20 protein-coding genes are annotated in these 21,005 nt (G+C 65.6%); 10 read left to right on the plus strand and 10 right to left on the minus strand.

The window, feature by feature from the left end:
- Positions 1-20 precede the first annotated feature (20 nt).
- From E8M01_RS13825 to E8M01_RS13845, 5 genes are all read right to left on the minus strand, one after another.
- A complete protein-coding gene (locus E8M01_RS13825; RefSeq protein ID WP_136960641.1) occupies positions 21-1,214 on the minus strand; it encodes a cell surface protein in 1,194 nt (397 codons plus the stop codon).
- A gap of 120 nt (positions 1,215-1,334) precedes the next feature.
- A complete protein-coding gene (locus E8M01_RS13830) occupies positions 1,335-2,054 on the minus strand; it encodes an SGNH/GDSL hydrolase family protein (protein ID WP_170181893.1) in 720 nt (239 codons plus the stop codon).
- 82 nt (positions 2,055-2,136) lie between these two features.
- Positions 2,137-3,219, minus strand: coding sequence for an AbrB family transcriptional regulator (locus tag E8M01_RS13835; RefSeq protein ID WP_170181894.1), 1,083 nt, complete (start codon positions 3,217-3,219; stop codon positions 2,137-2,139).
- 53 nt (positions 3,220-3,272) lie between these two features.
- Positions 3,273-4,910: a cisplatin damage response ATP-dependent DNA ligase gene (locus tag E8M01_RS13840; protein ID WP_136960644.1), complete on the minus strand. Its 1,638-nt coding sequence runs from the start codon at positions 4,908-4,910 to the stop codon at positions 3,273-3,275.
- On the minus strand, positions 4,907-5,941 hold the full coding sequence (locus E8M01_RS13845) for a ligase-associated DNA damage response exonuclease (protein ID WP_136964628.1): 1,035 nt from the start codon (positions 5,939-5,941) through the stop codon (positions 4,907-4,909). Before E8M01_RS13845 ends, E8M01_RS13840 begins: the two co-directional genes overlap by 4 nt.
- A gap of 96 nt (positions 5,942-6,037) precedes the next feature.
- Between E8M01_RS13845 and E8M01_RS35055 the strand changes: the two genes are divergently transcribed.
- From E8M01_RS35055 to E8M01_RS13855, 3 genes are all read left to right on the plus strand, one after another.
- The gene (locus tag E8M01_RS35055) at positions 6,038-6,208 is read left to right on the plus strand and encodes a hypothetical protein (protein ID WP_170181895.1); all 171 of its coding nucleotides are present in this window, start codon (positions 6,038-6,040) and stop codon (positions 6,206-6,208) included.
- Positions 6,209-6,215: 7 nt separating this feature from the next.
- Positions 6,216-6,839: an SCO family protein gene (locus tag E8M01_RS13850; RefSeq protein WP_136960645.1), complete on the plus strand. Its 624-nt coding sequence runs from the start codon at positions 6,216-6,218 to the stop codon at positions 6,837-6,839.
- Positions 6,840-6,901: 62 nt separating this feature from the next.
- Positions 6,902-8,086 carry a DNA recombination protein RmuC gene (locus tag E8M01_RS13855; protein ID WP_136960646.1) on the plus strand — a complete coding sequence of 395 codons (1,185 nt, stop codon included), beginning with the start codon at positions 6,902-6,904 and terminating at the stop codon, positions 8,084-8,086.
- Positions 8,087-8,099: 13 nt separating this feature from the next.
- Here E8M01_RS13855 and E8M01_RS13860 read toward each other — a convergent pair whose 3' ends face one another.
- Both E8M01_RS13860 and E8M01_RS13865 read right to left on the minus strand, forming a co-directional pair.
- Positions 8,100-8,864 (minus strand): hypothetical protein, encoded by a 765-nt coding sequence (locus tag E8M01_RS13860; RefSeq protein ID WP_136960647.1) that lies wholly within the window; start codon positions 8,862-8,864, stop codon positions 8,100-8,102.
- Entirely contained in the window at positions 8,864-9,352 is a 489-nt protein-coding gene (locus E8M01_RS13865) for a Panacea domain-containing protein (RefSeq protein WP_136960648.1), read from the minus strand. Before E8M01_RS13865 ends, E8M01_RS13860 begins: the two co-directional genes overlap by 1 nt.
- Positions 9,353-9,922: 570 nt before the next feature.
- On the opposite strand from E8M01_RS13865, the gene E8M01_RS13870 reads away from it, so the two are divergent.
- The 6 genes from E8M01_RS13870 (at position 9,923) to E8M01_RS13895 (ending at position 18,140) form a co-directional block, all read left to right on the plus strand.
- Positions 9,923-11,287 carry a nucleobase:cation symporter-2 family protein gene (locus E8M01_RS13870; RefSeq protein WP_170181896.1) on the plus strand — a complete coding sequence of 455 codons (1,365 nt, stop codon included), beginning with the start codon at positions 9,923-9,925 and terminating at the stop codon, positions 11,285-11,287.
- A gap of 135 nt (positions 11,288-11,422) precedes the next feature.
- Complete coding sequence (locus tag E8M01_RS13875) at positions 11,423-12,382, plus strand: LysR substrate-binding domain-containing protein (protein ID WP_136960650.1); 960 nt, start codon at positions 11,423-11,425, stop codon at positions 12,380-12,382.
- A gap of 102 nt (positions 12,383-12,484) precedes the next feature.
- Complete coding sequence (gene atzD / locus E8M01_RS13880; protein ID WP_136960651.1) at positions 12,485-13,579, plus strand: cyanuric acid amidohydrolase; 1,095 nt, start codon at positions 12,485-12,487, stop codon at positions 13,577-13,579.
- 49 nt (positions 13,580-13,628) lie between these two features.
- Entirely contained in the window at positions 13,629-15,044 is a 1,416-nt protein-coding gene (locus tag E8M01_RS13885; RefSeq protein ID WP_170181897.1) for an amidase, read from the plus strand.
- Positions 15,045-15,176: 132 nt separating this feature from the next.
- Positions 15,177-16,568, plus strand: a complete 1,392-nt coding sequence (locus E8M01_RS13890) for a malonyl-CoA decarboxylase (protein ID WP_215908886.1) — start codon at positions 15,177-15,179, stop codon at positions 16,566-16,568.
- 60 nt (positions 16,569-16,628) lie between these two features.
- Positions 16,629-18,140 carry a malonate--CoA ligase gene (locus tag E8M01_RS13895; protein ID WP_136960654.1) on the plus strand — a complete coding sequence of 504 codons (1,512 nt, stop codon included), beginning with the start codon at positions 16,629-16,631 and terminating at the stop codon, positions 18,138-18,140.
- A 22-nt stretch (positions 18,141-18,162) separates the two neighbouring features.
- Here E8M01_RS13895 and E8M01_RS13900 read toward each other — a convergent pair whose 3' ends face one another.
- The gene (locus tag E8M01_RS13900; RefSeq protein WP_170181898.1) at positions 18,163-18,729 is read right to left on the minus strand and encodes a TetR/AcrR family transcriptional regulator; all 567 of its coding nucleotides are present in this window, start codon (positions 18,727-18,729) and stop codon (positions 18,163-18,165) included.
- Between the two features lie 71 nt (positions 18,730-18,800).
- On the opposite strand from E8M01_RS13900, the gene E8M01_RS13905 reads away from it, so the two are divergent.
- Positions 18,801-19,340, plus strand: coding sequence for a dihydrofolate reductase family protein (locus E8M01_RS13905; RefSeq protein ID WP_136960656.1), 540 nt, complete (start codon positions 18,801-18,803; stop codon positions 19,338-19,340).
- A gap of 9 nt (positions 19,341-19,349) precedes the next feature.
- Here the strand turns inward: E8M01_RS13905 and dnaJ are convergent, their stop codons facing one another.
- Positions 19,350-20,495 carry a molecular chaperone DnaJ gene (gene dnaJ, locus E8M01_RS13910; protein WP_136960657.1) on the minus strand — a complete coding sequence of 382 codons (1,146 nt, stop codon included), beginning with the start codon at positions 20,493-20,495 and terminating at the stop codon, positions 19,350-19,352.
- A 10-nt stretch (positions 20,496-20,505) separates the two neighbouring features.
- Positions 20,506-20,946: a DUF3995 domain-containing protein gene (locus E8M01_RS13915; protein ID WP_136960658.1), complete on the minus strand. Its 441-nt coding sequence runs from the start codon at positions 20,944-20,946 to the stop codon at positions 20,506-20,508.
- Between the last annotated feature and the right edge of the window lie 59 nt (positions 20,947-21,005).

Genomic DNA, 21,005 nt, shown 5'->3' on the forward strand with positions numbered 1-21,005 from the left:
ATGATGCTCCCGTCAGGGTCTCACATCCCGAGCGCCGCGCCCTTTTCGGCGAGGGCGGCGAGCCGGCGCTTGCCGTCCTCGACCGCGTCGCGGATCTCCTGGCTGTTCTGTGTCGACAGTTTGCGCATCTCCAGGATGATCTCGCCCGACTTTTCCTGGAACGACACCACCGACTCGACCAGCTTCTTCACCGCGTCGGCGCGGATCGTCGGTCCATAGCCGGCGCGCAAGGCTTCTTCCTGCACCTTGTCGCCGATCTCGGACAGCGTCTCGAGCGATTTCGACACGCCTTCCTTCATCTCGTTCAGGGTGCGGGTCGATTCGTGCAGGCCCTGCAGGCCGGTGAACGAGGCCTTCAGCGCGGTCAGCACCGCGTCATTGGTCGAGAAGAACGAGATCGCCTGCGAATAGACCCGCTCCTTGGCCGAGGTGGTCTGCATCAGGCGCGCCATGATGACCTCGGAGGTGTTGTAGCCGATGGTCAGGTTGTCGGAGAGGTCCTTGGCGATCTGGTAGCGCTTTTCCTCGTCCTGCATCTCGCGCAGCTTGGTGTCGCGGACCAGTTCGAGATTGGCCCGTTCGGCGGGGATCGTGCCGGTATAGGCGGCGACCGCTTCGGAGGCGGCCTTCAGCTCGTCCTGCTTGGCCTTCAGCTTGGCATCGGCCTTTTCCAGCACTTCGAGCGCCTGCACTTCCGACTGTTTCAGGGCGCCGCGGAAATCGCGATAGGCATCCAGGATGGTCACCTCGCGGTTGATCTGGTCCTTGGTGGCGCGCGCCACGTCCAGATAGACCGTGCGGATGCCGTCGAAGCGGGTGGCGATGTCGCCGCGGCGGACCTTGGTCCAGATGTTCTCCAGCCGCTCGAAGGTGGAGATCTTGCCGTCCGACAACTGCTCGACCATGCGCTTGGCATCGTCGCGGATCGAATTGAAGCTCGAGGTGATCAGCTCGTAGCGTTCGCCGACCTCCATGCCGGCAACCTGGTTGCGCACGACCTCGTTGAACACGCCGACCTGGTTCAACGTCCGCGCGATCACGGTGACGCGCTCCTGGTCGAGGTCGGAGATCTTCTGCAACAGCGCGATGATCGGCTGTTCCTCGATCTTCGAGGGCATCAATCCGAGGTCGCGCAACACGCCGGTGGCGCGGTCGAGATATTGCATCGGGGAGGGGATAACGGTTTTGGTGGTCGTGGGCGCAGGGGTGCTCATCTCAACGCTCGTTCGCCAGAACCGGCCCGCCGCCGGCCGGCTCAATGTGATGGCCGCGGGTTGTAAAGGCAAGACGGCCGACCGGGCAGATATCGGCGCCGGCCCGCTCCGTCCGGCCGCTCAGCGCCGCGCCGTGCGCAGGATGGTGCCGGCGATCTGTTCGGCCATGCAGGCGTGACCGGCCGGCGACAGATGCAGTCCGTCCCATGAGATCAACCCGTCGAAGGCCGGGCGATTGGTCGCCGCCAGCCGTTGCATGGCGGCAAAACGCCGCGCCACCGGCACGCCGCGGCGAGCGCCCTCCTCGGCGATGATCCGGGCCTTGATCGCGGTCGCGCCGCTGCCTTCGGCCCAGCGGGAGAATTGCGGGTCGACCAGCACGGCATCGGCGCCGGCGCCGCGGATGGCGGCAAGGCCGCTGGCGACGGTCGCCCGGAAGCTCTCCGGCGAGACGCCGAAATTGGCGTCGTTGGTGCCGAGCTGCCAGACCACCAGATGCGGCCGGTGGGCGGCGATCTCGGCCTGCAGCCGGCCCGCCGCGCCCGACGCGGTTTCCGCCGGCACGCCTGATATCACCACCTCGATGGCCGATTGCGGCGCGCGCGACTTGATCAGCGGCCCGAGCTGGTTGGCAAAGCCCGCGCCGCCGCCGCCGAAGCCGGCCGTGCTCGACGAGCCGATGGCCAGGATCTTCAGCGGCTGGTGCGCGCGCAGCCGGGCGGCGGTCTGCGGCAGCGATCCGCCGGGCGTTGCGGCGGCGACCGACGCGACGGTGCAGGCGGCTTCCGCCGCGGCCGGTGCAAGGACGGCGAGCAAGGCAATGGCAAGTCGGGCGATCATGGACGGGTCTCGGACGGCGACCATCCTTGGTAGCGGAACCGCCGGGGGCCGCGCAATCCGTGTCGCTCGGCTCACCCCCGCCTTACGTGCGGTCGGCGGCGCCGAGCACCAGGCGGGCGGCCAGCGGCAGCAGCACGGCGATGCCGACGAAGCGGACGATGTGATGGGCGCCGACAAAGGCCGGATCCATGTCGAGCACGAAGGCGAGGATCGCCATGGCCTCGATGCCGCCGGGCGCATAGGCGAGGATGACCTTGCCGACCGGCAGGCCGGCAAGGCCGGCAACGACGGCCGCGACACCCACGGTGACGCCGGTGCCGACCAGGAAGGCGCCGATCGAAGGCCTGAGCATCTGGCGGAGTTCAACCAGCGAGGTGCCGGCGAAACGCGCCGCGATCAGCACGCCCATGACGATGAAGCCGGCCAGCACCAGCGGCTGCGGCACGGCGGCGGTAACCAGGCCCGTGCCGTGCAGGACGGCGCTGGCGAGCATGGCGCCAACCGTTGCGCCGCCCGGCACGCCGAGCCGTTCCATGCCGAGCCCGCAGGAGACGGCGAGCAGCGCCATCAGTGGATAATCGAACCAGGCCGCACTGCCCGTCGCGACGGCCGCCTTGGGCGCGGCGGCGCCGAGCCCGGCCAGCGCCAGGAAGCTCGGCAGCGCCGCGACCAGCAGCACCAGCCGGAAGCTCTGCACCACCACCACCGAGCGGGCATCGGCCTTCGACCCGATGGTCAGCGCCATCACATAGTTCATCGCGCCGGGGATCGAGGCGTAAAACGCCGTCGACCGGTCGAAACCCTCGACGCGGGTGAGATAGACCACGATGGCGCCGATGATCGCCGGCACCAGCACCACGAGCCCGCCCATGGAAATCGGCCAGGACAGCGCCAGCCTGAGCGTCTCGGGCGTCACCGCCTGGCCCATCACGGTGCCGAGCAGCAGGAAGATGGCCGGGCTCACCGGCTCGGGCACGCGCACGTTGAGGCCGGCAAAGGCGGCGATCGACACCGCCACCAGCGATCCCGACATCCAGGCGGCCGGCAGGCCGAGCCGATCGAAGGCGAACCCTCCGGCGGCCCCGATCAGGCAGGGCAGCATGAAGGTCTTGATCAGCCGGAGAAGGTCGCCGCGCGTCATCATGGAATGACCACGCTGTCGCATGGCCAGAGCCCCGATGCAAAGCCCCGGGCGCATGGCAGCCAACGGCTTCGTCGTCAGCCCTTCAGCTTGGCCTCCAGCGCCTCGATCCGGTCGGCTTCGGCGGGCGGCTTGTCCCAGCGGATGCGGGCGATGCGCGGAAACCGCATGGCGATGCCGGACTTGTGCCGGGTCGAGCGTTGCAGGCCTTCGAAGGCGATCTCCAGCACCAGGCCCTCTTGGGCCGTATGGGTGACCTCGCGCACCGGCCCGAAACGGTTGATCGTATGGTTGCGGACGAAGCGGTCGAGCTCTTTCAGCTCCTCGTCGGTGAAGCCGAAATAGGCCTTGCCGACCGGCACCAGTTCGTCGCCCGCCGCGCCGCTGCGCCAGACCCCGAAGGTGAAGTCGGAATAGAAGCTCGAGCGCTTGCCATGGCCGCGCTGGGCATACATCAGCACGCAGTCGACCACCATCGGGTCGCGTTTCCACTTGTACCAGAGCCCTTTCGGCCGGCCCGGCAGATAGGCCGCGTCATGGCGCTTCAGCATCAGGCCCTCGATGGCCTCGGCATCGCCGCCGACCGAGGCCGGGTCGATCCGTGCCGCCGCCAGCCCCTCCCAGGTGTCGAAACCCACGAAGGGCGACAGGTCCAGCCGGGCGTGGCGATGGCGCGCGACAAAGGCCTCGAGGCGGGCTCGCCTGATGTCGAAGGGCAGCGGCCGCAGGTCCTCCGCACCGTCGAACAACAGGTCATAGACGCGGATATGGGCCGGGAAATCGGCCAGCATGGCGGCCGAGACCTGTTTGCGGTTGAGCCGCTGCTGCAGCACGTTGAAACTCTGCACCCGGTTGTCGCGCAGGATCAGCAGTTCGCCGTCGAGCACGCCGTCGAAATCCATCGCCTCGATCAGATCCGGAAAGCCGCCGGATATGTCTTCGCCGGTGCGTGAATAGAGCCTGGCGACGCGCCGGCCGTCGGTGCGGGTGCCGGCCGCCGCCTGGACACGGATGCCGTCCCATTTCCATTCGGCGGCGAAATCGGCCGGCTGCAACCTGTCGAAATCCTGGTCTTCCAGTGCATGGGCGAGCATGGGCGGGCGGAACGGCGCGGGATCACGCGCCTCGGGTTTTGCGGCCCGGCCTTCGACCCAGGCGAACAGCTCCTCATAGGGCGGCGTCAGGCCGGGCCAGACCAGTTCGATCTCGTCCGGGTCCTTGGCGCCGAGATCGGCGACCGCCGTCTTGGCGAGCCGCGCCGAGACGCCGATGCGCATGGCCCCGGTGATCAGTTTCAACAGCGCCCACCGGCCGGTCTCGTCGAGCTGGTCGAGCCAGGAGGCGACGCGCTTCGGCAGCGCCAGCTTGCCCGTCGTGGCAAGCCCCTGGACCACTTCGGACAAGCTCGGCCCGGGCGGATTGTTGTGCTCGCGTGGCTCCGCTGGTCGCGGCCAGATCAGCGCCACGGTTTCCGAGAGGTCGCCGACATAGTCGTAGGACAGCTCGAACAGAACCGGGTCGACCCGCTCGGTGATCAGCGTCCGGATCAACCCGGCCTTGGCGTGCTGGAAGCTCAGCGCGCCGGTCATCGCGGCCAGCGCGAAGCCGCGCTCGGGATCGGGCGTCGAACGGAGATAGTCGGTGATCAGCCGGAGCTTGGCATTGCGCCGGGGTTCATAGGCGAGGCGATCGAGCAGGGCGGCGAAGCGGTTCATCCGGCGGTCTCCGCGGCCGGTGCCTCGGCTTCGCCCTCGTCGCCATAACCGACCAGCCTGAGCGGCTTCGCCTTGAGGCCCCGCGTGCCGCACCAATGGACCAGCGCGTCCTCCTGGCCATGGGTGACCCAGACCTCGCCGGCGCCGGTATCGAGAACGGTCCGCCCGAGCTCGTCCCAGTCGGCATGATCGGAGATGACCAGCGGCAGTTCCACCCCGCCCTGCTTGGCCCTGGCGCGCACCCGCATCCAGCCCGAGGCGAAGGCCGTCACCGGATCGGGAAAACGCCGGGCCCACAGGTCCTTCATCGATCCCGGCGGGCAGATGATGATGGCGCCGCCGAGCTCTCCTTTTTCGGCATCCCTGGCGAGCCTGACGTCACCGAAATCGAAACCCTCGCTTTCATAGAAGCGGGTCAGCTTTTCCATGGCGCCATGCAGGTAGATCGGCCGGTCATGGCCGGCTTGCCGGACCAGCGCCATGACGCGCTGTGCCTTGCCGAGCGAATAGGCGCCGACCATGTGGGCGCGCTCCGGGAACAGCGCGACGGAAGCGAGAAGCCTGGCGACTTCGTCGCTCGCGTCGGGATGGCGGAACACCGGCAGGCCGAAGGTCGCTTCCGTGATGAAGACATCGCAGGGCACCACCTCGAAGCCTTCGGCGGTCGGATCGGCCGCCCGTTTGTAGTCGCCCGACACGACGATCTTCAGTCCGCCGTGCTCGACCGCGATCTGGGCCGAGCCGTGGATATGGCCGGCCGGATGGAAGCTGAACCTGACCCCGTTGATGGTCACCGGATCGTGCCATGTTGCCGCCTGGGTGGCGCCGGCGAAATCCTCGCCATAACGGATCGCCATGACCTTCAGCGTCGCTTCGGTCGCCATCACCGCGTCATGGCCGGCGCGGGCATGGTCGGAATGGCCATGGGTGATCAAGGCGCGCCTGACCGGCCTCAGCGGATCGATATGCACGCCGGCGGGCGGACAATAGAGGCCCTGCGGCGTCGGCTGGAGCAGGTCTTCAGGACGCATGGCAAGCAATTAAGTACTCCCTGCCGTGACGAAAAGAGCCGGAAAATCTCGACCCCGTGTTTTGCGTTGTGGCTCCGGCTCGCCTAAATAAGACGCATGAGCTTCGACACCGCTGACAACGCCACCGATCGGACACCGCGCCTGGCGCGCTGGGCGCTGGGCGGCGGCGTGGCCGCGCTCATGCTGACCGCCGGCCTGTTGTGGTGGACTCAAGGGTCGAAAGTGTTTCTCGACACGCTCGCCGCCGGCCTTGCCTGGTGTTTCTGAGATCGACATGACCCAAACGACCCCGCCAGCCGGGCAGCGCCCCCGCTCCGCCGCCTTGATCCTGTCCTTCGCCCTGCTCATCGCCGGCTTGAGCGCGCTCGCCGTGGTGGTCTGGCTGACCATGCCGCGCGGCGGCGCGGTGGCGACCGGCTCGTCGGCCATCGGCGGCGCCTTCTCGCTGACCGATCAGGCCGGCAAGCCGGTGACCGAGAAGGATTTCGCGGGCAAGCCGACGCTGGTCTTTTTCGGTTTCACCCATTGCCCTGACGTCTGTCCGACCAAGCTGTTCGAAATGACCCAGGTGCTCGACAAGCTCGGTCCCGACGCCCAGCGGGTCAATGTCGCCTTCGTAACCGTCGACCCGGCGCGCGACACCAAGGAACTGCTGTCGACCTATCTCGGCAGCTTCCATCCGCGCATCCTCGGCCTGACCGGCACCGAGGAGCAGGTCGCCCAGGCCATGCGCGCCTATCGCGCCTTTGCCCGCAAGGTGCCGCAGGACGGCGGCAACTACACCATGGACCATACGGTGTTCGTCTATCTGATGGACCGCAACGGCCAGTTCGTCTCGACCTTCGACGTCCAGCGCGATCCGGCGGTCGCGGCGCGCGACCTGCGCCGCTATATGTAAATTCGTCAACCACGTTCCCGCTTCGTTCGCAAGCGCCGCCCGAATCGGCTAGGCTTGCGGCCATGTCCGATATCGTTCTCGTCATCGCTGGCCGGCCGATCGCAGCGGGCGAAGTCGTGCTCGCGCTGCTCGGCCTTGCGGTCGTTCTGCTGCTGGTCATGTTCGTCGCCCTGCGCCGGCAGGCGGCGACCCGCGCGATGGAGGCCGAACGCGCCATCATCCACGCCCAGGAGCTCGAGGAGCGCATGGGCGAGATGAATCGCGCCCAGTCCGAGATGACCGGCCGGATGCAGGCCATGGTCGAGGGCCTGCATGCCCGCCAGTTCGACCTGTCGAAATCGCTCGGCGAGCGGCTCGACGGCATGAGCACCCGGCTCGGCCTGTCGCTGGAGGGCCAGACCCGCACGACGGTTGAAAATCTCGGCAAGCTGAACGAGCGCCTGGCGGTGATCGATTCGGCGCAGAAGAACCTGACCGACCTCGCCGGCCAGGTGGTGTCGCTGAAGGACGTGCTGGCCAACAAGCAGGCCCGCGGCGCCTTCGGCCAGGGCCGGATGGAGGCGATCCTCCAGGACGGCCTGCCGCGCAACGGTTATGAGCTGCAGCCGACGCTCACGTCAGGCAAGCGCCCCGACGCGATGATCCGGCTCGCCGGCGATCCGCGCGGCCTGGTCGTCGACGCCAAGTTCCCGCTCGAATCGATCACGCTCTGGCGCGAAGCCAAGGCCGAGGAATTGCGCCGTATGGCGGCCCAGCGCCTGCGCCAGGACCTCGCGGTGCATGTGAAGGACATTTCCGAGAAATACCTGATCCCGGGCGAGACCCAGGAGGTGGCGCTGATGTTCGTGCCCTCCGAAGGCATCTATGCCGACCTGCACGAACATTTCGACGACGTCATGCAGAAGGCCTTCCGGGCCCGCGTCATGGTGGTCTCGCCGTCGCTGCTGATGCTGGCCGTGCAGGTGGTGCAGGGCCTGCTGAAGGACGAGCGCATGCGCGACGAGGCCCGCGTCATCCAGAAGGAGGTCAGCCTCCTGCTCGACGACGTCTCGCGCCTGTCCGACCGGGTCTTGAACCTGCAGCGCCATTTCGGCCAGGCCCATGACGACCTCGGCCAGATCCTGACCTCAGCCGACAAGATCGCCAAGCGCGGCGGTCGCATCGAAGCGCTTGAATTCGACGAGCCGCCGGCTTCGGCCGAGGCCCTGGCCAAGCTGCCGCTCAAGGGCTCGCTCGCGGCGGAGTAAGCGTTAGTTCGCTTTATTCTTTTCGAAAAAGATCGGGCTGGCGTCCCTCGTCTTTCGTTCCGTCCGTTTCGTCTGGACGGGTGACAGAATCCCTATGCCGTTCGACAAGAAGCTTGCGCACTAGGTCTCTGGCCAAGATGAACTTCTCGACATCCTCCCGGAGTTCACTATCCGTCAAAAGCTGATAGTCCCCCCTCATCCACAACTCAGAATCCCGCTCTCCCTCTTTCGATTTAGGAAAGAAAAGCATCTCTCCTGGGCTGTTTTGAAAGTCAGTGAGCGAAAAGTACGCGTCCTCGTAGATCGTAACTAACAATCTGCGCTGCCGAGTCGTGAGCGGGAGTTTCGACCAGCCGCAGAGAAACACGGGTACAATCTGGCGCTCCTCAACGATAACGGACAACGCCTCAACCGGCACAAGAATGTCGCGCGAGACGCGAAAATACTCTCGTGCGGATTGCATCGGATTTCGTGCCGAGTAGCGACGATCTTGATCGTATTCAAAGAATGCTCTTACAAGCGAGGAATTACTTCCTCGGCCGGCCGGCGCTCCTGAACGATCAACAGCTGTCAAGCCATCCCGAAGTGATATTCCAAGTTCTATTCTATCTTTGCAAACTCTAGCAGCCGGTTGATAGGTGAACGGTGGAATCGCTCGTATCCAGCGAAGTATGGCTTTCGCGGTCGAGTGCTCATCATCCCCGATAAAGCGGACCCAGTTCGGGGCGGATGGAGGTTTATCAAGCTTCGCAAGAATCTTGCTGATAGAGGAATCCATTAGTGTCTCGCGGCGCTATTGAACCAACTGCGAATCGAATCGTCACTAATGCGCATAGTAGGATTAGACAGCGTATCATAATTCCAGGTTCTGTCCCACGGACCATCTTTCTCATGTGAAAGAGCCACAAGGGCGGCGGCCGATAGTCGAATATACCTGGGCAGTATCTGGTCGATAAGATTACGGTCCGATAGTGCGATATCGGGCGCGTCAATAGTTCCCAATCCGGTATTTAAATCAATCTTGCGCGCGCGCGTTGATATTGGCTTGTCTTTATGAATTCTGAATTCACGATATATTTCGCGAAAGACGGGACCATGCTCCCAAGCTTCGATCTTTGCTGTAATAAGAGGTTTATTTGATTCGACCACAAAATGAGCGTGTAGAAAATATATAAGCTTGTTAATAGCAATATTAGTCAGCGGGACGTGAAGCTTGTCAGCGACATCCAATATGTAGTTTGCAATATCGCGAACGTCGTACGTCATGGTCTTGGAATCAAAGCATATTCATGATTTGTTCACAAGAAGCATCGGGGCTACTATCCCCAGTAGCCTCTGCGGAACTCACCTCAGGCACGGTAAATGCCGCAGATTTTCGTAGCTGACTCTCCGCAGGTTTTCCTACGATAGCTGGCTGGCGGCGGAGAAGTGCCCGATCACGTCGCCCGGCCGATTGCGCACACCAAGCCCTCACGATCTGCGCGACGGTCTCGGCGACCGGCATCCGGCGATCAAAGTCTGCGAGCAGCACGGCGCCTTGCCATTGGGCTGCCCTCCGAGCCTGCCGCGTATCGGCGCGAGGGCCACAGGTCTCGCGCGACCTGATCGACGGCGATGCGGTGCCGTGCCGCAGCGACAAAACGGCGCTATGGCGTCCGACATCGATCGGTTTGGCCGTTTCCATCATTGCGATCGTTCGGAATTGGCGCACGCCGCCTGCGCCGAATACCGATTTCGTGTTGCCGGCAGCGCCCCTAGGCTATCGGCCAAGATCGTGCGATCGATGCGATCAGCAATCAGAAAACCGACGCACTTGACGTCTGGGAGGGAATGGGAATGGGAACGTCGGATCGTGTTCATCCAGTTGACGAAGTGCTGCCGCTTCCGAAAATGTTCGCGTTGGGGCTCCAGCACGTCCTGGTCATGTATGCCAGCGCAATAACAATTCCGCTCATCATCGGCTCCGCGCTCAAATTGCCGAGAGAGGACATCGCCCTGCTGATCAGCGCGGATCTGTTTACCTGCGGTATCGTCACTATTCTGCAAAGTGTCGGTATCTGGGGCATCGGCATCCGCCTTCCCGTCATCATGGGTGTGACCTTTATTGCCGTCGGACCGATGCTTGCCATCGGCGCCAATCCGGAACTGGGCCTGCTCGGCATCTTCGGCTCGGCACTCGCCGCCGGCCTGATCGGCTTCCTGATCGCGCCGCTCGTCGGCCGGTTGCTGCCGCTGTTCCCCTCCGTCGTGACCGGGATCGTCATCCTGATGATCGGCATTTCGCTGATGCGGGTTGGCATCAATTGGGCCGGCGGCGGCCTGGACAATCCGAATTTCGGCAAGCCGCTCTATCTCGGCATGACCGCCATGCTGCTCCTGCTGATGCTCGCCATCGTCAAGTTCGGACGCGGCTTCATGGTCAATCTGGCGGTCCTGCTCGGCATCATCGTCGGCTTTCTCGCCGCGATCCCGCTCGGCGAGGTCAATTTTGCTGGCCTGGGCGAGGCCAAGTGGGTCGCCGTGATCACGCCATTCCAGTTCGGCTGGCCGAAATTCGACTTCTGGGCCATCGCCACCATGACCACTGCGATGCTGGTGGTGTTCATCGAATCGACCGGTGTCTTCCTGGGGCTCGGCCAGCTCACCGGCAAGCCGATCGGCGAGCGCGAGATCACCCGCGGCCTGCGGGCCGATGGCCTGGGCGCCAGCATCGGCGCGGTCTTCAACACGTTCCCCTACACGACCTTCTCGCAGAACATGGGATTGGTCGCGCTGACCGGCGTGCGCAGCCGCTGGGTGACGGCAACCGCCGGCGTCATTCTCATTGTCCTCGGCCTGGTGCCGAAAATGGGCCATGTCATTGCCGCCGTGCCGCTGTTCGTGCTTGGCGCCGCCGGCATCTTGATGTTCGGACTGATCGTCGCCACCGGCATCAAGGTCCTGTCCGCGGTCGACTACACAAATAACAAATACAATCTGTATATTGTGGCGATCTCGGTCGCCGTCGGCATGATCCCGCTGGTCTCGCCCGGCTTCTTCAAGCACATGCCGAAAGAACTGGCGCCGCTCCTGCACAGCGGGATCCTGATCTCGGCGATCACCGCGGTTGCTCTCAATCTGATCCTGAATGGTCTGCGCCGGGCCGAGGATGCCCGGGCCGAAGCTGTCGCGTCGATGATGAAGGCCGATACGCCGCACTGATCCGGGGTGCCGACCGCGATATTGTTCGCGTCGGCCCCGGGGTGTAGGTCTGCGGTTGCGGTCCTCCGAATTCGACATGTGCAATGCCAGCTACAGAGGCCGCTGTAGCTGGCGTTTCATTGATTGCGCGGCCCCATGCGTTTCGACCTCTTCGACCTGCAGCTTTTCGTGGCGATCGCCGAAGCCGGCAATCTCACGCAGGCGTCCAACAAGCTGCATATCGTGCCCTCCGCATCGAGCGCGCGGATCAAGCAGCTCGAAGACAGTTTCGGCGTGCGCCTGTTCCACCGTGCGAGCACCGGCCTCAGCCTGACGCCGGCCGGGCAGGCCATGCTGTTTCATGCCCGGCGCATCCTGCTTCGGGCCAACCGGATGCGCGACGAACTGTCCGAGTTCTCGCGCGGGCTCCAGGGTGTGGTTCGCATCTTCTCGATTTCGATCGGCGCGACCGTCTATCTGCCCAAGGCGCTGAGCAGCTTCCTGACCAAACATGCGCAGGTCTCGGTCGAGATCGAGGAACATATCAGCGACGACATCATTCGCGCCGTGCGCGAATATCGGGCCGATATCGGCATTATCGGCGGCAAGTTCGCGGTCGACGAATTGCAGATCTTCCCCTATGCGAACGAACGCCTGGTCGTTCTCGCCTCCGTCGACCATCCGATCTGCGCGCGGCCGGACATCTCGTTTGAGGAAGCGCTCGATCTCGACTTCATCGGGCTCAATCCGCACAACACCTTGAACCTGTTCCTGATCCGTCAGGCCAACCAGGTCGGCAAGACGTTCCGCACGCGCGCGCTGGTCCGCGGCCCCTATGAGGCGAGCGCCATGGTGGTCGGCAATGCCGGCATTACCATCGTCGAGGAATCGGTGGCGCGGCAGTGCGCGCTGACCATGCCGCTCCGCGCGATCCCGCTGTCGGACCCCTGGGCGCTGCGCGAGATGCAGATCTGCGTCCGGAATCTCGGCGAGTTGCCGCCCTTCGCGCGTGATCTGGTCGCGATGCTGCGGGCCGACGGAACCTCCTTGACGCCGGCTTCCGCTGGCGCTGCGGCTCCTTCGCCGATTTCGAATGCGCCATCCGGAATTGACTGATGGCGAGGCGCAAGGCTCTTCCATAGCGTCCCCGGCAACGGTCGGGTGGTTCTGATGCGCGCATGCGCTTCACCCGGCACAGGCTTTACCGGGAGAAACGTGATGGCCATCGAAGTTGCCAAGATCGAGATCAAAAGCGTCGCCGATGCCGCCGGGCTGGCCGATTGCATCCGGGGCGGCGGCATGGCCGCCAATGAGGTGGTCGCGGTGATCGGCAAGACCGAAGGCAATGGCGGCGTCAACGACTTCACCCGCATTCTGGCCGACCAGGCCTTCCGCGGCGTTCTGATGAAGCACGGCACGCGGAGCGAGGCCGAGATCCATCAGATTCCGATGGTCTGGTCGGGTGGCTGCGATGGCGTCATCACGCCGCATGCCACTGTCTTCGCGCGCAACGGCCAGACCGGCACGGCCGGCAAGTCGCGCCTCGTCATGGGCGTGGCGATGAGCCCGAAGATCCTGCCCGAAGATATCGGCCGGCCGGCCATGGTGGAAAAGATCGCCGAAGGCGTGCGCATGGCGATGAAGGATGCCGGCATCACCAATCCGGCGGATGTCCACTATGTCCAGACCAAGACGCCGCTCCTGACCATCGACACCATCCAGGACGCCCATCGCCGCGGTCACGACGCGTTCTGCGAAGTGCATGAATCGATGGGTGTCTCGAACGGCACCACCGGGCTCGGCATTGCGGTAGCCCTCGGCGAAGTCGCCAGATACCGGGCCGAAGACATTTGCCGGAACCTCGATCTCTATTCCTCGGTCGCGTCCTGCTCGTCGGGCGTCGAGCTCGACTGTGGCCAGATCGTCCTGTTCGGCAACAAGGACGGTGCCGGCGGCCGCTATCGCATCGGCCATAGCGTGATGAAGGACGCGCTCGATATCGACGGCATTTACGATGCCATCCGCAATGCCGGCCTCGAACTGCCGGAGCGGCCACGCGCCGCCGATCTCAACGGCAAGCTGGTCAACTGCTTCATCAAGTGTGAGGCCGACCGCACCGCGAAATTGCGCGGCCGCCGGCAGATCATGCTCGACGATTCCGATGTGCACCATCATCGCCACGCCAAGGGTGCGGTCGGCGGCGTGGCGGCGGCGGCGATCGGCGATGCGGCGGTGTTCGTCTCGGTCGATGCCATGCACCAGGGGCCGCAGGGTGGCGGACCGGTCATCGCCATCGTTGACGTCGGCGAATAATCGACGCGTCCCGGCGCGTTCCCTCCTTGAACCCCTGTGGTCGAGACCGATGAGCATCAACAGCGACATTGCGGCACTGGCGGCGCGGCACCAGGCCGACCTGATCCGCGCCGGGGAGATCAGCGCGGTCGAGGTGCTGGATGCCGCCCTGGCGCGCATCGAGAAGCTCAATCCGAAGCTGAACGCGATCGTGACCCTGCTCGAAGGCCAGGCCCGCGCCGCCGCGCTCCAGGCCGACCAGGCGGTTCGCGCCGGCGAGCCGCTCGGCCTGCTGCACGGCCTGCCGCTGGTGGTGAAGGACGTGACCGACGTCGCCGCGGTGCCGACCACCTATGGATCACCCCTGTTCCGCGACAATGTCGCGGAACAGGATGCCGAAGTGATTGCCCGCCTGCGCCGGGCCGGCGCGATCTTTCTCGGCAAGACCAACACGCCGGAATTCGCCACCGGCGCCAATACCGTCAACGACCTGTTCGGCGCCACGCTGAACCCGTGGAATCCCGAACTCAGCCCGGCCGGGTCTTCCGGCGGATCGGCGGTGGCGGTGGCGACCGGCATGGCGCCGCTGGCGCAGGGCACCGACTTTGGCTGCTCGATCCGCATTCCCGCATCCTTCTGCGGCATTGTTGGCCTCAGGACGACGCCCGGGCTGATCCCGAACGACCCGATGAATCTCTATTGGGATCCTGGCCAGGTTCACGGTCCGATGGCCCGCTCGGCCGAGGATGCCGCCTTGATGCTCGACGCCATGACCGGCTTCGATCCTTACTGGCCGATTTCGATCGCGCCGTCCTGGACGAGCGCCCTCGATGTGGTTTCGCGCACCGAGGACGCCAGGGGGCTGAAGATCGCCTATGCGCCGGACATTGCCGGTATCGGCGTCGATGCCGAGGTCGACCAGATCTGCCGCCAGGCCGCCCGGCGGCTGTCGCGCCATGGCGCCGAGGTCGACGAGATCGACTTCGATGTCTCCGAGGGCCGCGAGGCCTATATGACCTGGCGCGGCGAATGGATGATCGGGCAGCGGCTGCAACAGCTCGACCTGATCGATCGCTTCGGGCCGAACCTCGCCGGCAATCTCAAGGCCGGGCTTCAGATCGACGCGCTCGACCGGGCGGATGGCCAGCATGTCCGTCAGGCGGTGTGGCGCAAGTACCGGGCGCTGCTGACACGATACGACTACCTCGTCACGCCGGCCGCGCCCGTGCCGCCCTATCCGGTGTCGCAGAATTTCCCGGATCGCATCGGCGGCAAGCAGCTCGAGAACTATGTCGACTGGATTGCCGGCGCCTATCTCGTCACGCTGGTCGGATTTCCGGCGGGCTCGGTGCCCGCTGGCCTGACCGCCAGCCGGCTGCCGGTCGGCCTGCAGATCATCGGCCGCCGGCTCGCCGACGCCAATATCCTTGGTCTCGCAAAGCTTGTCGCTGCCGACAGCGCGATCGGTTCGCCACCGGCGAATTGAACCGTCGACGCCGCGCCGGCGGCGGTCGCCAGGTCACGACGAGGCGCTGGGCCAGGCCGCCATCATCAGGCGCTGACGGCCCGCCCGGCGGGCCATCGAACGCCGCTGCTTGCCGCTCACCAGGAGGCGATGATGAAACCGCTGAAGTCGAGGACCTCGGATGTCACGCCCGTCTTCGTCAGCGAGCTGATCGAGACGCTGACCCGGCGCGGCCTGGCGCTGTTCGGCCGCAGGGACGCCAGGGGGGAGGTGGCGCAGGCGCGCGATCTGGCGGCACTCGGCGAGCTGCTTCTGTCGCGCCGCGGCGAGGCGTCCGGCGTCACGCTGGCCGAGACCCTGCTGGCCGCCTTCGCCGCGGCAAGCGCGGCCGAGCGCCTGACCTTCCTGCTGGCGCTGGCGGACCGCTTCGGCCCGGACCCTGCCGCGGTTCAGCGCGCGATCGCCGCTGTCCTTGACATCTCCGAAACCGGCGCCCTGGAAAAACTGCATGCGGCGTCCGAGCCGCGCCGTCAGGCGCTGTTCAGGCGGCTGAACCTTGCGCCAGGCGGCACCACCGCGCTGCTGCGCATGCGCGAGGACCTGCTCGGACACCTGTCCGACCATCCCCGGCTGAAGCTGGTCGACGACGATTTCGTCCATCTGTTCTCGTCCTGGTTCAATCGCGGCTTCCTCGCGCTTCGGCGCATCGACTGGACGACGTCGCCGAACATCCTGGAACGGATCATCCGCTACGAGGCGGTCCATGCCATCCGGGACTGGGACGATCTGCGCAACCGGCTCGCCCCGGAAGATCGGCGCTGTTACGGCTTCTTCCACCCGCAACTGGTCGACGAGCCCCTGATCTTCGTCGAGGTCGCGCTGACCAGGGACATCCCGCCGGCGGTCGGCCCCCTGCTCGATCTGGCCCGGACGCCAATCGCCGCGGCCGAGGCGACGACGGCGGTGTTCTATTCGATCTCGAACACGCAGCGCGGCCTCGGAAGCGTTTCCTTCGGCAATTTCCTGATCAAGCAGGTCGTCGAAGACCTGAAACGCGAACTGCCCAATGTGAAGACGTCGGTCACGCTGTCGCCGGTGCCCGGCTTCGCCTCCTGGCTGGCGGGGCAACGGAAAGCCGAGGTCGCCTGGCTCGACGCGGCGACACAGGCGGAACTTGGCCTCGTCGACGAGCACGGTTGGCATGCCGATGCCGGCAAGGCCGAGCGGGTGCGCGCGGTGCTGCTGCCCATTGCCGTGCGCTACTTGCTCGCGGCCAAGACCGCAGGCGGGCGTCCGGTCGATCCGGTGGCGCGCTTTCATCTGGGCAATGGCGCCCGGCTCGAACGGCTCAATTTCCTTGGCGACGTGTCGGCCAAGGGCCTGAAACAATCCCACGGGCTGATGGTCAACTATCTCTATGCGCTCGACGAAATCGAGGTGAACCACGAAGCCTTCGCCGAGAAGGGCGTCATTGCGGCCGCGCCGGCCGTGCGCCAGCTGGCGCCTGCCGACAAATCCTCTCGAAGCACCGTCCCGGCGCCGTGATCGGCAGCTTGTCTCGACCCCTGTCCCCCTCTAACGGCCCCTTTTCCAGGTGCGATGCCCATGACCGCCAACCTGTTCGACCGCCTGTGCGGAACCGTCGCCGATCCCGCCAAGATCGCCGTGGAAACGGCGAGCGGTGGGCGCGTCTCCTATGCCGCTCTTGTCGCCTGGTCCGGGCGCATGGCGAATGCGCTCGTCGCGCGCGGGCTGAAGCCGGGCGATCGCGTGGCGGTCCAGGTCGAGAAGTCCCTGGCGGCCCTCGTCGTCTATCTGGCAACCATTCGCGCCGGCGGTGTGTTCCTGCCGCTCAACACCGCCTATACCCCGGCCGAGATCGACTATTTTCTGAGCGATTCCGAGCCGGTGGTCTTCGTCTGCGATCCGGCGAGCCAGGCCGATCTGCAGCCGATCGCCGCCCGGGTGGGCGCCGCGCTTTTCACGCTCGATGCCGCGGGGCAGGGCAGTCTCGCCGGCGCGGCGCAAGGCGCGCCGGCGGATTTTGCGACGGTCACGCGGGAGCCGCACGATCTCGCCGCGATGCTTTACACCTCGGGCACGACCGGGCGCGCGAAGGGCGCCATGCTGTCGCACGACAATCTTGCCTCGAATGCCGAGGCGCTCAGGCAAGCCTGGCGTTTCAGCGCTGGCGACGTGCTGATCCATGCGCTGCCGATCTTCCACACCCATGGGCTGTTCGTCGCCTCGAACATCGCGCTGCTGTCAGGTGCATCCATGGTCCTGCTGCCGAAATTCGACGTCGACCAGATCTTCGGTGTGATGGCGCGCGCCACCTGCCTGATGGGCGTGCCGACCTTCTATGTCCGCCTGCTGAAGGACGCGCGGCTGACACCGGCAGCGACGAAGCACATGCGGCTGTTCGTCTCCGGCTCGGCGCCGCTGCTGGCCGAAACCCATCGGGACTGGCAGGGCCGGACCGGCCACGCGATCCTCGAGCGTTATGGCATGACCGAAACCAACATGATCACGTCGAACCCTTATGACGGCGAGCGGCTGCCCGGCACCGTCGGCCTGCCCTTGGCCGGGGTCGATGTCAGGATCACCGCTCCGGAGGGCGGCGGGGAACTGGCGCGGGGCGAGATCGGCATGATCGAGATCAAGGGTCGCAACGTGTTTCGAGGTTACTGGCGCATGCCCGAGAAGACCGCGGCTGAATTCCGCGACGATGGTTTCTTCATCTCCGGCGATCTCGGCCGGATCGACCAACGCGGTTATCTCCATATCGTCGGACGCGGCAAGGATCTCATCATCACCGGCGGCTACAACGTCTACCCGAAGGAGGTCGAGGGCGAGATCGACGGCATTCCGGGCGTGGTGGAAAGCGCGGTCATTGGTTTGCCCCATCGCGATTTCGGCGAGGCGGTGACCGCCGTCGTGGTCGCCGGCACGGCGGCCGCGCTGACGGAAGCGGCGATCCTGGACGCGCTCCGGCCGAGGCTTGCCCGCTACAAGCTGCCGAAGCGCGTGATCTTCAGTGCCGATCTGCCGCGCAACGCCATGGGCAAGGTGCAGAAGAACCTGCTGCGCAGCGCCCATGACGGGCTCTACGGCTGAGGCCGGCATCGGCCGGCCCGGGTCAGGCCTGACGCCCGATCGCCCGGCACCAGGCCTTGAGGTCCGCTTCGACGGTTTCGGCGACCGGCCTGCGGCGGTCGAAGCCGGCGAGTAGCACGGCGCCTTGCCATTGCGCCACCATCAGCCGTCCGAGATCGGGCCGCGGACCCGCTGCATCGCCGAGGCAGTCGCCGAGGATCGTCGCGATGGTCTCGAACCAGGCGACGCCGCGCTGGCGGAGCGCCGGATCGATCAGGTCCTCGCGCAACACCAGCAGCCCGTCGGCATAGTCGTCGCCATCGCCATAACCGCCCGACAGCGCCACCAGCCAGGCGACCGCGCCTGCGGGGTTGCGCGTCACCGTGGCGCCTTCGGCCGCGGTGCGCACCTCGAGCGCGCTCCAGGCATGGGCAAGGGTCGCTTCGAGCAGGCCGGCCTTGCTGCCGAAACGCTGCACCAGGGTTGCCGGAGAAAGTCCGATCTCGGCGGTCAGCGCCGCGAAGCTGACGCCCTCCGGCCCGGCCCGGCGCATCAGCACGAGGGCCTGGTCGAGCACGATCTGGTCGGGGATGGAACGCGGACGGGCCATGGTTGCTCTATTGTAAATGAACGTTCGTTTATATATGGCGCAGAACGCCATTCAACAGGAGACCTGAAGCCATGGCCCGCATCCTCGGCTATGTCGGCATGAGCGTCGACGGCTATATCGCGTCACCCGACGGCACGCTCGACTGGCTGCGCAAATACGACACGATCGATTTCGGCCCATTCGCCTTCGAGACGTTCCTCGAGGGCATCCGCACCATCGTCATGGGGCGGGCAACCTATGACGTGGTCGCCGATCATCCCGGGCCATGGGCCTATGCCGGCAAGCGTGTCTTCGTGGTGACGTCGCGGCCCATCGACCGGCCGATCGGCGATGTCGAGCTCTGGACCGGCGGTATCGACGCGCTGGTCGGCCACCTGCGCGCGCTCGATGACGGCGATGTCTGGATGGTCGGCGGCGGGCTTCTGCAGCAGGCCTTCATCGCCTGCGGCGCCCTCGACCAGCTCGAGCTCTATGTCGTGCCCGAGATCGTCGGGGCCGGCATTCCCTTGTTTCCGGCCAACGGCTTTTCGCGCAGCATCAAGCTCGTCTCGACCGACGTGCTGCCGGAGGGGTGTGTCAGACTGTTCTACGAATTCGGGGCAACCGCCTGACCGGCGATCTTAGCCTTCCTTGCTGGCCAGCCCGTCCCAGAACGCCTTGGCCTTGGCGAAGAAGCCCGCGGTTTCCGGCTGGGTGTCCTTCGAGCTCTCCTTGTCGAACTCGGCGAGCAGTTCCTTCTGGCGCTTGGTCAGGTTGCGCGGGGTCTCGACGTCGACCTGGACATAGAGGTCGCCGGTGACCTTGGAGCGCAGCACCGGCATGCCTTTGCCGGACAGGCGGAAGCGCTTGCCCGATTGGGTGCCTTCGGGAACCTTGACCTGCGCCCGGCCGCCGTCGACGGTCGGCACCTCGAAGGCGCCGCCGAGCGTGGCGGTGACCAGCGAGACCGGCGCCCGGCAATAGAGATCCTGGCCGTCGCGCTGGAAGAAGGAGTGCGGCTGGATCGACAGGAAAATATAGAGATCGCCCGACGGGCCGCCGCGGAAACCGGCCTCGCCTTCATTGGCAAGCCGGATGCGCGTGCCGTCCTCGACGCCCGCGGGGATGTTGACCGACAGGACCCGCTCCTTGGTCACCCGGCCGGCGCCGCCGCAATTGGCGCAAGGGTCTTCGATCACCTGGCCGCGGCCCTGGCAGGTCGGGCAGGTCCGTTCGATCGAGAAGAAACCCTGGCTGGCGCGCACCCGGCCGTGGCCGCCGCAGGTGCCGCAGGTCTTCGGCTTGGAGCCGGCCTTGGCGCCCGAGCCCGAACAGACCTCGCAGGTCGCGGTCGTCGGAATGCGCAGCTGGGCGGACTTGCCGTGAAAGGCTTCCTCCAGCGTGATGTCCATGTTGTAGCGAAGATCGGCGCCGCGCTCGCGGCCACCCCCGCCGCCGGCACCCCTGCGGCGGCCGCCGGCCATGCCGAACAATTCTTCGAAGATGTCGGACATGGACGACGAGAAGTCGCCGCCGAAGCCCTGGGGCCCGCCGCCGCCATTCTCGAAAGCCTGGTGGCCGAACCGGTCATAGGCCGCGCGCTTCTGGCCGTCGGACAAGACCTGATAGGCTTCGTTCAGTTCCTTGAACTGGTGCTCGGCTTCGGAATTGTTCGGGTTGCGGTCGGGATGATACTGCATCGCCTTCTTGCGGAAGGCCGATTTCAGCGCGGCATCATCGGCATCGCGGCCGCATCCCAGAATGTCGTAATAGTCGCGCTTGGACATCTTGCTCTGATCACCAATGGCCGCGGGCCGCCAAGATGATGGCGGTCATGCCCAGGAACAGGCAAAGCGGCGAATAATAAGCCGTGTCAAGGCGGGCAAAGACCGAACCGTTCGGCTTCTTGAAGAAACCGACCAGGTTGAAGTCGCCAATGGCCCGACTGATGAATGCAAGGCCGGCGAGGCCAATTGCGATGGTTGGCAGGATCGGCGGCAGAAGGCCCAACCGGATCACCCCGCCAGCCAAAAGGAACAGCACGCCGAGGCCCGCGATCAGCACGGCGACCAGCGCTGTCAGTGATTGGCCCGGCACGAAGCTCGGCCGCCCTTCGAGGCTCGGGATCGCCGCCTGCAGGCCGGCCTGGCCGCCCAGCGCCCAATAGCCGTGAAGCCCCGCCGTCACGAACAGAACCAGCCCTGCGATGAGCGTCATGCATGTGACGACTGTCGCCATCGAAGGCCCCTCGATCAAACGCCCGGGGTTTTTCAAGCCCCCGGGCGATCCGTTGAAGT

Origin of the sequence: Phreatobacter stygius (assembly GCF_005144885.1) — a bacterium.
Taxonomy (GTDB): domain Bacteria; phylum Pseudomonadota; class Alphaproteobacteria; order Rhizobiales; family Phreatobacteraceae; genus Phreatobacter; species Phreatobacter stygius.

What these genes read in the sequence shown, in the direction of transcription:
- E8M01_RS13825 (WP_136960641.1), bottom strand. Translation starts at nt 1,214, where the DNA reads ATGAGCACCCCTGCGCCCACGACCACCAAAACCGTTATCCCCTCCCCG.
- E8M01_RS13830 (WP_170181893.1), bottom strand. Translation starts at nt 2,054, where the DNA reads ATGATCGCCCGACTTGCCATTGCCTTGCTCGCCGTCCTTGCACCGGCC.
- E8M01_RS13835 (WP_170181894.1), bottom strand. Translation starts at nt 3,219, where the DNA reads ATGCGACAGCGTGGTCATTCCATGATGACGCGCGGCGACCTTCTCCGG.
- E8M01_RS13840 (WP_136960644.1), bottom strand. Translation starts at nt 4,910, where the DNA reads ATGAACCGCTTCGCCGCCCTGCTCGATCGCCTCGCCTATGAACCCCGG.
- E8M01_RS13845 (WP_136964628.1), bottom strand. Translation starts at nt 5,941, where the DNA reads ATGCGTCCTGAAGACCTGCTCCAGCCGACGCCGCAGGGCCTCTATTGT.
- E8M01_RS35055 (WP_170181895.1), top strand. Translation starts at nt 6,038, where the DNA reads ATGAGCTTCGACACCGCTGACAACGCCACCGATCGGACACCGCGCCTG.
- E8M01_RS13850 (WP_136960645.1), top strand. Translation starts at nt 6,216, where the DNA reads ATGACCCAAACGACCCCGCCAGCCGGGCAGCGCCCCCGCTCCGCCGCC.
- E8M01_RS13855 (WP_136960646.1), top strand. Translation starts at nt 6,902, where the DNA reads ATGTCCGATATCGTTCTCGTCATCGCTGGCCGGCCGATCGCAGCGGGC.
- E8M01_RS13860 (WP_136960647.1), bottom strand. Translation starts at nt 8,864, where the DNA reads ATGGATTCCTCTATCAGCAAGATTCTTGCGAAGCTTGATAAACCTCCA.
- E8M01_RS13865 (WP_136960648.1), bottom strand. Translation starts at nt 9,352, where the DNA reads ATGACGTACGACGTTCGCGATATTGCAAACTACATATTGGATGTCGCT.
- E8M01_RS13870 (WP_170181896.1), top strand. Translation starts at nt 9,923, where the DNA reads ATGGGAACGTCGGATCGTGTTCATCCAGTTGACGAAGTGCTGCCGCTT.
- E8M01_RS13875 (WP_136960650.1), top strand. Translation starts at nt 11,423, where the DNA reads ATGCGTTTCGACCTCTTCGACCTGCAGCTTTTCGTGGCGATCGCCGAA.
- atzD (WP_136960651.1), top strand. Translation starts at nt 12,485, where the DNA reads ATGGCCATCGAAGTTGCCAAGATCGAGATCAAAAGCGTCGCCGATGCC.
- E8M01_RS13885 (WP_170181897.1), top strand. Translation starts at nt 13,629, where the DNA reads ATGAGCATCAACAGCGACATTGCGGCACTGGCGGCGCGGCACCAGGCC.
- E8M01_RS13890 (WP_215908886.1), top strand. Translation starts at nt 15,177, where the DNA reads ATGAAACCGCTGAAGTCGAGGACCTCGGATGTCACGCCCGTCTTCGTC.
- E8M01_RS13895 (WP_136960654.1), top strand. Translation starts at nt 16,629, where the DNA reads ATGACCGCCAACCTGTTCGACCGCCTGTGCGGAACCGTCGCCGATCCC.
- E8M01_RS13900 (WP_170181898.1), bottom strand. Translation starts at nt 18,729, where the DNA reads ATGGCCCGTCCGCGTTCCATCCCCGACCAGATCGTGCTCGACCAGGCC.
- E8M01_RS13905 (WP_136960656.1), top strand. Translation starts at nt 18,801, where the DNA reads ATGGCCCGCATCCTCGGCTATGTCGGCATGAGCGTCGACGGCTATATC.
- dnaJ (WP_136960657.1), bottom strand. Translation starts at nt 20,495, where the DNA reads ATGTCCAAGCGCGACTATTACGACATTCTGGGATGCGGCCGCGATGCC.
- E8M01_RS13915 (WP_136960658.1), bottom strand. Translation starts at nt 20,946, where the DNA reads ATGGCGACAGTCGTCACATGCATGACGCTCATCGCAGGGCTGGTTCTG.